General features: G+C 45.7%; 5 protein-coding genes. 3 read left to right on the forward strand and 2 right to left on the reverse strand.

The window, feature by feature from the left end:
- Positions 1-292: 292 nt before the first annotated feature.
- Positions 293-3,205, reverse strand: a complete 2,913-nt coding sequence (locus tag ACZ5DH_RS05775; protein ID WP_464256136.1) for a DUF927 domain-containing protein — start codon at positions 3,203-3,205, stop codon at positions 293-295.
- Between the two features lie 638 nt (positions 3,206-3,843).
- Positions 3,844-6,045 (reverse strand): AAA family ATPase, encoded by a 2,202-nt coding sequence (locus ACZ5DH_RS05780; protein ID WP_464256137.1) that lies wholly within the window; start codon positions 6,043-6,045, stop codon positions 3,844-3,846.
- 570 nt (positions 6,046-6,615) lie between these two features.
- Between ACZ5DH_RS05780 and ACZ5DH_RS05785 the strand changes: the two genes are divergently transcribed.
- From ACZ5DH_RS05785 to ACZ5DH_RS05795, 3 genes are all read left to right on the forward strand, one after another.
- Complete coding sequence (locus ACZ5DH_RS05785) at positions 6,616-8,388, forward strand: DUF6538 domain-containing protein (RefSeq protein WP_464256138.1); 1,773 nt, start codon at positions 6,616-6,618, stop codon at positions 8,386-8,388.
- Positions 8,389-8,451: 63 nt separating this feature from the next.
- Positions 8,452-10,671 carry an AAA family ATPase gene (locus ACZ5DH_RS05790; RefSeq protein ID WP_464256139.1) on the forward strand — a complete coding sequence of 740 codons (2,220 nt, stop codon included), beginning with the start codon at positions 8,452-8,454 and terminating at the stop codon, positions 10,669-10,671.
- Between the two features lie 413 nt (positions 10,672-11,084).
- Positions 11,085-12,002 carry a ParB/RepB/Spo0J family partition protein gene (locus tag ACZ5DH_RS05795; protein ID WP_464256140.1) on the forward strand — a complete coding sequence of 306 codons (918 nt, stop codon included), beginning with the start codon at positions 11,085-11,087 and terminating at the stop codon, positions 12,000-12,002.
- Positions 12,003-12,358 lie beyond the last annotated feature (356 nt).

Here is a 12,358-nt window from a genome sequence, read left to right on the forward strand (position 1 = left end):
TAGTTTTAGGAGTCAATAGCCCCCCCATACACTTTGATGCTACATCCCGAGTGAACACTGGTGGGAGTTCTTTTTCTAGGGCGTCGAAAAAACGATCTGTGCCGTAGAGACTGGTAATGTTAGTGTGATATGGACGCATGTGGCTACCTCATCGGGTTAAATTGTGTAGTGTTGGGCATACTATATCAAGAAGGGCAGTAGGAGTTTAATTTTCCTACTGCCCTCAGTATTTGAATTTCCGCACACTCGCACAGCTCGCACACGATAATTTTTGCTATTTCTGAAATAGTTCTCAGAAAATATTATCGTCCATGTCTTTATCTGCGTAGTCAATTTTTTTGCCCAAAGACTGATGAACTTCTGTTGTATCTGGATCGTCATATAGGTTTTTTCTGATAATGGCGAAACCTCTAGGCCGGTTGCTGTTATCGCCCTGCCAGAATTGTTCCCGAATTTCACCGTCTTTAGTCAGTGCCAGCAGCCCCTTTTCCTTCAGATTTGCTACAAAAGACTTGTACTGATACTCCTTGCAGATTTCACGCACAGCGTACGAACGAGGGATAAAGAAACAATCTTTTCCATCAGACGTGATTTTCTTAATTGGATAGTCATCATCACATTTTCCATAGAACCCATTGCGAGCTAGAGACAGAAGCTTTTCAGACGCTTTTTCAATCTCAAAATCGACAGCACCATTTTTGTCTCGCCGCCACCATTCAAAGCAACTCTTCATTGCTGCCATTGCTTCCCCTGTTGACCAAGGAAGTATGCCGAGATCTATAGTGACTTCACCCACACCAGCCAGCAACGCAAAATGGTCGGCCACACGCTTCGCCTGGGAAGATAAGGCCGTACGGTCAAGACCATCAAGGAATTGCTCCATATGCCTATATATCTCATCACAAATTTTATCCCGATCATCTTTGAGGTGCTGAATCATAGCTCGCAAGGGGGCACCACGATATTGATTGCTGTTTTGCACCAACATGTCGGACAACCCACCAGCCGACATCCCTTCTGGGACAGTTGAAAATATGCCACAATTACAACCGCCGTCTGCAAGAAGGCTGATGACGCGCACTTCATGTCCGGCCATTGCTTTGTTTCTATACCCCTGGTCAGCACGGTCCGATATGGATACCTCCCCTGATGACAAAAAGATCAAATTCCATGTGGGCACACGCCGACTGACGCCAGTCTTTGAAGAGCGTGATTTGCCCTGGCCATTGGCAAGCATATAGGCCACCTGCGCCACCACGTCAGGGTCGCACTGACTGATTTCGTCAAGCAAAAGGCAATTGTCGTTATGTTGCTCTGCTATGCCTTCCAGCCCATTATCTGTTGTTCGCCATGATTTTAGCTCGCCACCGGTTGCGGAACCCGCTATATGAAGACTTGTGGTTTTGCCGCTGGAAGAATTGCCGAAGATGTGAATGCCGAAGCCAGAATGCCCCATGAACGCTAGCAGGGGGCCAGAAAGGGCCGCAACGGTCACCAACTGCAGGAGCGGATTGCCCTTGCAATATACGCCCACATGCTTTTTCCATTCTTCCAACGTGCCTTTTTGTTCAAACAGCTTGGACGCAACTGGCAGGCGTGAGCAAAGGTATTCGCTACAACCATCAATTTCCCCTAAATCGAATGGCACAAATTTATTGGCTTTTTCAACCCAGCCATTCTTTTCAACGATCAATGCCCGCTGTTTCGGCTCTACCTTGTTGAGATACTGAAGAAGCCGTTGACGGGCCTGCCTGCCTGGTTCCAGTTGCAATCCCGCTTCCGACAGCAGTACAAGCGCTTCATCGCCGCTACCGTTTAACGATGTGAAAGGGACTCGGCATTGATGCAACACGCCATCTGGGTCACGGACCTCTACGATTTTTGACCATCCGCAGCTTTCAGCGTCTCGAGCAGAGGCTTTTACGTCAACATGGGAGCTGACTAGCTCAAAGATGGTTTTGTCAGTGACATCAGGGTAAAACACAAGCCCCTCATCCAGCACGGCAAAGGCTCCCTCCTCAATGGTAGTGGCAAGTTTTCTTCGATAAATGTCCATAGGGCATTTTACCCGACAGCCGCCTGAGCAGGGGAATACGTTTTGGACTTCCTTGCATGTGACGGGCGGGTAGCTGTATGCATTGCGCAGCTTTCTCCGTGCCTCTTCTTCATTATAGCGGTGCGGATCAAGCTGGCTGTACATGTGGAACAGCTTTTGCCCTAATGCCCCACAGTGGGCCATAATTTTGGCGAGAACAAACCACTGTGGCTCTGTAACTTCGCTCGCATGCTGGGCACAGAAAGTCACGAACTCGCACTCAGTTTCAATGCTTGCAATCTGACTGCTGGCATTTCGCCTGTCTGCGGGAAGGCAAGCAAACTTTTTAGCTTGTAGGTAAGCTTCTTCCAGCAGGGGGGCGCACGTGATACCCTCACGAATGCCTTCACCCTCAATATGCCGGTCTGACCTGACGACGTCTTCAAAAAAAGAAGCGCCATTGTGCATGATTTCGTCATATGTGACAGGCACCTTGTAATTGCCATCCGCCCGCTGGATATGGGGCAGCCTGATAAGCTGGCCTTTGCCCCCCTTGAACCCGTTTGGATCAATGCACAGGTCTTCAGGGGTAAGTTTGCGGCTATCCTTGAGAGCATCAAGAACAATGCCGTCCCAAAGCTCTCTATTCGCACCAATGTTCAGCATGGCCTGAAGCATATGCCTGTATGTGGCCGGAAGCTCAATATCACCAGCTTCTGAACCTATAAGCTCACGCGGGATAACCACATGGAAGCCTTTGCCGCCACTGGCGAAATACTGCAAATGGTTGGGGTCTACGCTGTATTTTTTATTAAGCAGCTTGCTGAAAATGCGGACAGCTTCAAGCGCCTTGCCAATGTCACCCACCTTGCCCAAAGAATTGCCATTGTTATCAAGCCCTTCTTTCTTGGCGTCAAAGTCCAGCACCATATCCCCATAGCGCATGGGCTGGGGTTTGCCTTTTTCCACGGGGTGGCTGAATTCGTAAATGGAAACAGCTGTGTAGCCGTCACGCGCGGCTTCTCTGATACCTTCTTCTGAAGCAGGGTACTCACGCCATTGGCGAGACATTTCCGCAAAATCCGCGTGCTCCTGGTCGGCATGGCCCGCGTAGACTATCCGATTTTCCTTCTGTCCTGTTGTCGTAGATGAACAATTCAAGCTTTCCATAATAAATCCTGATAAGTATGCGCGTGATAGTCGTTCAGGGCCACAATGGTCTGCATCGGGCTATTACACATATACTAACCAGCAGAAATGCATTCTTTAATTTTTTTGGAAATGCGTATTTTTGCGCTGTGCGGGGTGTGCGTGCTGTGCGAAAGCCAAACCACCTGAAAAATACGGGGCTTTTGCCAAAATTCCGCACAGCGACATCTGTGCGGCGATATAACCTGCAACAGACTTTGATTTTTTGCTTTGGCCTTGTTTTGGATTCTTTCTTTATGTTATAGTCTTTCTCCTCCTTGATAGGTAGGTTGGCAGATTCCGCTGATCCATCCATCCATACACAGTCCCTCTTAAGAGGGACTGTGTATGGATGGATGGACAGTGAATATGCCTGCCAACCTACTCAATGAGAGAAGAGAAAGGATATTAAAGAATACAGGAAAGAAGCCATGTGGGAATGGATGGGATTGACGGGATATGGCCTGCGCTCAATGCTAGAGGCTGCCACCCTATCACACGACACGCCACAAAAAAGGCCGCTCAAAATGGCGACCTTTTTCTGTGAAAAATTTTTCCAACACTCATCTGGGCCTAATTCACCGTTCCGTTTGATACAGAAATGATAAGAGCTCTTGCTATTATTCCCCTTTGTCTGGTTGACCCGAAGCTGAGGATGATACTTCATGCTTGCCCTTGGCGGCAGGTGCCTTTTTCCAAAAATTAAGATTACCTGCCTCACGCAGCTGCTTTATGCGCACCGAGAGAGCACTACGCCCAAGTTGTAACGGTTCCATCAATTCCGTGACGACCTCACCCTGCGCTTGATCAGGATGCTTAGTGATATAGTCGATGATGGTTTGATTAATATCCGGCTTATTAGGAATGGACATATTGTCATCTGAATTTTCCATAACTTCGTCCTCGCTTGCCGGAAGGGCCGCAGCAGACGATGATATTGCCGCTTGGTCATTGAACTGGAAGGTTAACCTACCGGATTCGTTTTTGATGCTGTATCTGACCCAACACGGATCATTGAATTCAAAATTACGATTTTTTGTTACTGTTGCTTCAATTATATTTTTATTTTTCGGTCGAGACAGTTGCAACACAGCATCCACACCGATGTCTTTCCCCATCGAGCCAAAAGCGGCATGTCCATTTTTCCCCTGATGATCAACTACGATGCCAGTTTTACCATGTCGCCTGCACCAGCTATAAAAATTATTTAATTCCTTTGTGGCAGTATAATCCGAACTCATGGCTGACGGAATAATTTTAAAGAGGCTGTCCACTATGATGATATCAGCAGCCTCAAGATCGGGTAACAAATCTATCCACCCCTCTTCCGTGTCCAGCACCAAATCCTTTTTATCTACCACGGATGAGCGGACCTGGAGTTTATTCGCAGCATCCTCCGGCAATCCAAGCGCATTGATGATTGAGCGAGCACGCATTTGCAGGCTGCGGGAGGACATTTCCCCGTCAATTAGCAGCACACGATACTTGCGCGAGGGGCGCACTCGCCCGCCAAGCGCCTTATGCCCATTTGCGAAGCACAGAGCCAATAGAAGCGAAAACAGACTTTTCCCTACGCCACGCCACGCAAATATGGTCATCTGGTCACCCAAAGAAAGCAACCCTTCCAGAAGTGGCTCTGGCTCGCTTTCCCCACCTGGCAACTCCAACAAAGGCTGCCCTTGGGGTAAAATCCCCTGAGGGGGCTCCACGCCAAATTCACGGCGGCAATGTTTTGCGAATTCAAAAAGATCGCATTCACCGTCCTGCCTGGCTATTGCAGAGATATCTTGAACTAAACTAGAAATATTATTTATTTTCTGACGCTTAAAGAAATATGGAGACAATCCACGTGTTTTCAGTGCCAAGAATACCTCAAAAGCTTGCCAACATCCGGCAGCCGTGTTGTCTGGAAAAATAAGCGGAATCAATGAACCCAAGGATGCCCAATCGCTTATTTCAACCGAACTGTATGTCGTTATTGGTAGACATTTAGATATCCATGCGTGATCCTGTTTGATAGTCTCGCATGTACACTCATTTGCACATATAAGGACATATTTAGATCTACCGCGCCACCGTGACAGTTCATGTAGGTCATACAAAGGACAATTATGAGGAGGATAAAGCAGATCAAAAACAACATTACCAGTAGAGTTACCAGCACGCTGCCAGGCAGATATGGGAAGCTTAGCAACCATTCCTGATTCATTAAAAAAATACACAATACCAAAAGCTGTACTTCCATTCTCTGTGGAGTACCAATACACTTCAAATGTTTTGAATCCAAAATCTATCAGAAAGTCTTCGATGGTCTGTTCCGCATGCTGCTTGTCTATGTCCGTCATCAACACGCTGTTGTGACAAGCCTTTCGATTAAACAGATAACGATCCTCTTGAGTAAAGCTCACCCCCAAATGTTGGAGGATGTTGGAGTAGACGTTTTGGGGGAGCCATCCTTTTTTCTGTCGGTAAAGCGGCCCAAGGTAAAATCCGCCAGATGCTGGATATTTTTCAGCATCTGAAATAAGTTTCTTATCTTCGCTGTTCCCGTACAGCCAATCTGAACAACGATTACTTCGGGTAGTATACGCACCGCAGCTTTCAGGATGCAAAGAAACAGCAGTTCCATCAGCCAGAAATATGTCCTTGTCTACTTGCCTTGCACAAGGGTCAATAAGCATTGCCAAGCTTGAAGCAAAAACTGGATCTGTCTGGACTTTACGCCATAACAAGTCTTGTTGAAGAGCATCATTTACAGAGCCATACAGCTTCCAGGCAGGATGGCCGAATGCCTTTGGGTAACGCGGGGTATATTGGTACATAAATCCTCCAAGTGAGGCAGGACCACACTTGTCTCACTTGCCAATTTCAACGGCACAGTTTCATTTGCTGTCTGAAATGTTTCAACAGATTCTGCAAGCTATATAAACCAGCATTGTCAACTGATGCAAGGAATGAAGCGTAGGCCGCAGGCAAGGAGGTGTAACAAAGCTGTCTGGGGTATGTCTGTCATAATTCATAAATGGGGTTCGGCAGACGTGAGGCGTATTGCCCCTTGCTGATGGGGGCGAGATGGGCTAAAAAAGGGTATACGGCACAGCGTGTGAGTGTGCCACTCACTGGGTCACCATAACTACCCTGCTCTTTTAACTTATCAAGCAATACAGCCAGTTGGTTCGAGTCCTTTTCATTCGCCTGCCGAGTCCCGCCCTCGGCACCATTTTTCTAATGTCGTTACAAGCAACAGCTTGTAACGACATATTTTTTTGTCCAGTGCACAGCATAGGCACCAGACAAAAACCCGCGTTTGTGGGCTTTGGGGGCAAAGCGCGGGGTCAAAGGCAAGACAAAATTTGGCGTAAACCTGTTTTGCCGTTGCCAGGAGAAACCCCATGTCCCCTCTCACTCCTACACGCCTAGCAGCAAACCTACCAGTTGTTCCCGGCAATCTTGGAAATGACAAAAAACGTGTCCCAGCGTATCTTGGGCTCAAAAGAGGCATTTACTATTTTCGTTATGCCCTGCCCAAGGATTTCAAGCGTGCTTTGGGCCGTAATGAGTTACGGATCAGTTTGCGAACATCCTATCTGAGAACGGCGCGCTTTCGTGCCCGCATGCTATTTGCGGAAGTAGGGAAAATATTTCTTGAGGGGACAATGCTGGACTACAAGGAAATCCGCCGCCGCATGAATATCTTGCTCCAGCGGCTTCTGGAACGAGACCATGAGGATCTTTCCGAAAAAAAAGCTCTCGTAGTGGGCGATACTGTTATTCCCTACGATCAACTGCGGGCATCGCAGGCTGAAATGCTTTTGCGCTGGAACTCTAAAAAAGCACTGGAAAAACTCGCACCAGACTGCCTTATTGAGTTATTCAGATCTGGAGCCTTTACCCGGGAAGAACTTTCGGAAGAAAACTATTTACAGATAGTCAAGGCATACAACGAAATGCAAATCACCATGCACCGCATCGAAGTAGCTCGATTGCGTGGGGATTTTTTGATAGAAGAAGAAATCATGGGCCGGGATTTTGGCAAACTCCCATATGAGAACGGTAACCAGTCCTCGGAAGTCTCTGCCACAGCCGAAATAAAATCAAAGCATCAATCCAGACCGCCTCAGAAGGCAGTGCTCTATTCCGAAGCTATGGAACGGTATATCAACCAAAAGCTTCAAGACGGAGAGTGGCGCGAGCACAGCGTAAGGGACCACAGAGGCCGCCTGAGCGAATTTTTATCCATCATAGGCGACAAGTCCATTCAAGACATCACCCGTGAGGACATGCGGCACTTCCGTGAGACATTGCGAAAACTTCCTCCTAACCGTAAAAAAATAAAAGAATTCAAAGGGAAAAGTATTCAAGAGCTGCTTGAGCTGAACATCAAAACAACCCTGAACGTCAAGACCGTCAACATTCTAGTAGAAGCAGTAAGTGGCATGCTGGCGTGGTATGTTCGGGAAGGAGTTCTGGAATCTAACCCGGCAACGCGCCTGCAAATCAAGGATACAAGGCAAGCGATTGAACTGCGCCAAGCTTTTTCTGCTGAAGAAATCACCAAAATTTTCTCGCATTCTAGATTTTTGCGGAAGGAATTTAAATCGCTCTCCTATTACTGGATCCCCTTCATCGCTCTTTTTACAGGTATGCGCCTTGAAGAAATTGCCCAACTTCACTGCACTGACATTTATGAAAGTGAAACAAAGGATATCTGGGTCATCGACATCAACGACTCCGGCCTGGATGAACTTGACCGCCCCAAACTGCTGAAGAACAAAAATGCCCGAAGAATCGTACCTGTGCATCCCTTTTTGCTGCAATTGGGCCTGTTGGACTATCACGCAGACATTGCGAAGGAAAAGCATACCCGGCTATTCCCTGATTTGAACAAATCAGACGGCGCGATTAAATTTGGCAAGCAGCCAGGAAAGCAGTTTAAATCCGTGGTGACGGCTGCTCTTGGGGACGCATCGGGTAAAACCTTTCACTCACTCAGACACACCTTTGCCGATTTTTATAAACAACGCGGCCTGCAAAATGATTATTTCAGACAAATTTTTGGGCATGAACTGCCCATGCTGGCAGCCAAGCAGTACGGCGCAAAATTTCCGCCAGACACTCTTTATACCGAGATAATCGAAAAGCTCAGATACAATATATGTATTTAGTGTTATGCATATTGAAATTTCTTAGCTTATAACTAAATTATTATTTGCACGTTGGAGAGCGCCATGAATCGTTATAATGACAACAAGGGAAACATCTCTTGGGCCAATGCTTTTGATAAATACAAAATAGACATAGCCAAAGAGATTAGCAAGTGTGATAATTTTAAAATTTCTCGATATTTTAGTAATGATCTTCATATTGATTTTTATATGGGGCTGGTCATTCATACATTTTATTCTATACCGATCATGTATCAGAAAAGCATTCTTCGTGAATTTGGCGCTACCTATGATGAAGTGCAACACATCTCTGATGAATCTTCTCGTTGTGAGCTTTTGCCAACGATTGCAATGAAGGTGAAACGACATCCTCTTATTGCAGCGATGGTTCTGGGCAAGGCACTACGAATTCAACCTGAGTACTGCTTTTCCGCTTTTCCAGAAAAAATTACCGCAACCCGTCCATATGAACATACATATAAGCCAACTCATGAACCAACAGATGCAACGCCACAACTTGTAAGCATGGGTGAAGGTTGCTCTCCTTTTATAAAACTATTGATGGACAAGCAAAATAACTTTAGAGATGATTTCTCATATGCTGTGTGTCACTACTCAGACAATAAAAATGGCGATATTTTTGTTTTTGCAGTACGTGATCATATTAAAAAAAATGAAATGATGATTGGAGCACAAGCTGCTCCTCTGCGGTTCTTGTCGCATGATTTGCTTATTATGCACGAAAAGCATCCCGTTCTGCTCTGCGCAGACATCAAAACTGCCCTGTACCTTCGGCAATGTGCACGACAGGCAGAGCTGGACTTAGCAAAACCAATTATTACTGGATTTGTGGGAGGCGAAGACATCCTCTTGTCTCTCCCCTACTCTTCTTTAATACGCCATCCTGTTACTATTGTGGCTGACCCCAGGCTGCCATCATGGAAATTTGTTGATACACTCGTTAAACAATGCCAGAAGAGTAACGCAACAAATATTAATATCTATCCTTGGCCACTTGCTCTTCAGGGTGCGTCCATTGATTTCTCAGAATACAAAACAGAAAATCAAGAAGTTTTTCGTGAGCATGCACGTGAAGTAGACTCAAATTCCATTGCACGGCTTCTGGATCAGATCAAGAACGAAGCCATACTTGCGGATGAGTTAGGAAAATGGAAGCAAGAGGTGGGCATTGAGCTACCTAAAGGACAAAGCAAAAAGACGGGGCAAGAGGGCATTAGCCTTATCCCATTCGGGGATCTTCCGGATGCCCCTGATAGGAGAAACAGTTCGTCGGTGACCTTGCGAGATATGTTTTGTCCCCAGTATGCTACACTGATTTGGGGGCCTTCCAACGCAGGAAAAAGCTGGGTGAGTATAGCGCTTGCATGTGCTTTGGCCACAGGGACGCCGTGCTTTTGCTGGGCCGCCTCACCAGCGTGCAAAATTTGTTACCTTGATGGTGAAGTGGGTCAAGACTTCAAAGTCAGGGCGAATCAACTCGTGCAAGGGCAGGATGGTGTGTGCCAATTACTTAAAACAAATATGTCTGTCTTACATAAAGGTAGCACCTTAGATATCCTTGATGATGAATGGCAAAATATTTTTATAGAGGGAATAGGACAAGAAGGTATAGATTTCGTTTTTATAGATAATATTTTAAGCCTTGCACCAGAAGCTACAAAAGATGCCAAACCATTTTTGACGTTTATTGATAAGTTGAAGCGGTCGAATATTGGTGTTGTTACGGCACACCATACCAATAAAGAGGGAAAAGATTTTAAAGGCCCCGTGGATCTCGAAAGTCTGAGCCAGAACGTTATCTCTTTGGAAGGCCGCGAGCACCTTGAAAAAGAAAAAGATTGTCCCGTACCATTGCGAGACACCCTTGCCCAAAAAGGCCCTGTGGTGCGCATGTTCATCAAAAAATGTAAAGTTTCCCCCGAGCTTGAAGGCCAAAGGCCTATATACAGACTACCTGTTGATGGAAAATGGGAAGTTGTACAGGGCATACCTATTGAGCCTTTGGCTGAAAAAGGTGCGCAACAGAATGATAAAAGCGGCCAGCCCTGTGTCGCCGCCGACAACCTGTCTGCATCTCAGCGGAAGGCATACGAATATTTCCGAGTACACTCGGACAAGGAGATTAAGAATAAGGATATTCAAAACGCACTCGGAGTTAAGGAGGGAGCCGCGCGAAATGCTTTGAAAGCTTTGGAAAGGATGGGCCTTATTGCGAGTTTTGGCGAAAACAACCAAACCAGATACCGATTGAAAAAAAAGTAATTGTCGTAAGAGATGCATGATAAGCATGCCACATGATCATTTATTTATCCCGCATATTTTTATTGCCATCCCCCATTTTATGCCGCATTTTTATCCCGCATTGCGGGATAAAAATCAAATAATAACAATAAAATCATTATAATAGCTAGTTGATCAACAGAACTTTCGAAAATTTAAAAAAAATGCATAGCGCATTATTTTCTAGTAAAAAATCCATTCTCCACCAGCCTAAACCTTCTTGTTCTAACCCGTGCTTCACCCAAGCCCTACTTATTGCTCAACTGGCATTAGGCTTCAGAACTTTTCTTGGAAATGGTTGATTTTTCGCGTAGGCAATACGAAAATACATACCAATTGTTCGTGGTGCTACCAACATCGGAGCTCCGATGTCGACAAATGTGGAGAAATGAAAAATGAAAGTATCTGATAAAATCGAAAATTCTGCTCCTTCGGAATCCAAGAGCCATCCCGGGGTAATCACGAGAAAGAGGAGAAAAGAAATGAATAGCCGGCAGCCAAATAAAGAAATTGAACGCATAGCCTTGTCTCAATTGCATCCAGACCCTGAACAGCCGAGGCGGTATTTTGCTCCTGATCAACTGAAAGAACTCAAAGAATCCATTGAGGCTAATGGGATTCTAACTCCTCTGCTTTATAGGATAGAAGATGGTAAAAAAATCATAGTCTCTGGAGAGCGGCGATACAGGGCTGCCAAAGAAGTTAATCTTGAAGAAGTCCCTGCGTGTCTTGTCACTGGAAAGCATCAGATTACAGCACTGACAGACAACATGCAGCACTGCTCTTTGCTCCCCATGGAAGAAGCTCGTGCAGCAAATAAAATCATAAATGATTATAGCATTACGCAGGAAGAACTCGGAAAAAAATTGGGTAAAGCACAAAACACTATGTCAGAGTTACTCAAACTGTGCCATCTTCCCGATGAAATTCAAAATGAAGCAATGCGGAGTCCTTTTTGGTCAAAAAATAGATTGCTGAAGCTCGCAAAGATTAGCGATCCAACGAAACAGCTCGCTGAATTTGAAAAATTTAAGCAGATGCATGAAAAAAATATGAATGGCAATCTAAAAGATTTAAGTCATGACAAACCGACAGATCAAATTGATGAAAATGCTAGTGTATCCGTTGAATCTCCTTCCCCCAAAGCTAATAAACGCGTGACGCGACTGAAGTCTTATGCCTCAAAAATGATGAGCAAGATTTCAAAAGAAGCGGGAAAACCTTTAGACGAGGACACAAGAAAAGGCATTGAGGAGGAGTTTAAAGCTCTGATTGATGCAATAAAAAAATTGTTGCACCAGCCGATGGCGTAGTCGCTTTTGCGAAACATCTAGTGTGCGTTCACGTTTAACCACGATATTTCAACAAGGCTGTTAGCTTGTGGGGCGTGAACATTGAGGTGCTTCATGTATCGGCGTATTTCAAGGATGCAACGCTAGTCCTGATGGTTGCTGATAACGCCTGGCAAAGAACGGCATGCCTCTAAAACCTCCTGGTCTGGCTTGATGGTTACCACGTCCCTGCGCGTAATTGTGCCCCTCGCCTTCTTCAGGTGTTTTGAGTTCTCGCACAGCTCGCACACCTCGCACAGCACAAAAACACACATCTGCAAAAACAAAATAAAAAAATACATTTCTGCTGATTAGTATATGTGTAATAGCCCGGTGCA

Source organism: Desulfovibrio simplex, from assembly GCF_055387835.1.

Bases quoted from the DNA above. Each gene is read 5' to 3' on its own strand.
- ACZ5DH_RS05785 (WP_464256138.1), top strand. From the start codon at position 6,616: ATGTCCCCTCTCACTCCTACACGCCTAGCAGCAAACCTACCAGTTGTT.
- ACZ5DH_RS05780 (WP_464256137.1), bottom strand. From the start codon at position 6,045: ATGTACCAATATACCCCGCGTTACCCAAAGGCATTCGGCCATCCTGCC.
- ACZ5DH_RS05790 (WP_464256139.1), top strand. From the start codon at position 8,452: ATGAATCGTTATAATGACAACAAGGGAAACATCTCTTGGGCCAATGCT.
- ACZ5DH_RS05795 (WP_464256140.1), top strand. From the start codon at position 11,085: ATGAAAGTATCTGATAAAATCGAAAATTCTGCTCCTTCGGAATCCAAG.
- ACZ5DH_RS05775 (WP_464256136.1), bottom strand. From the start codon at position 3,205: ATGGAAAGCTTGAATTGTTCATCTACGACAACAGGACAGAAGGAAAAT.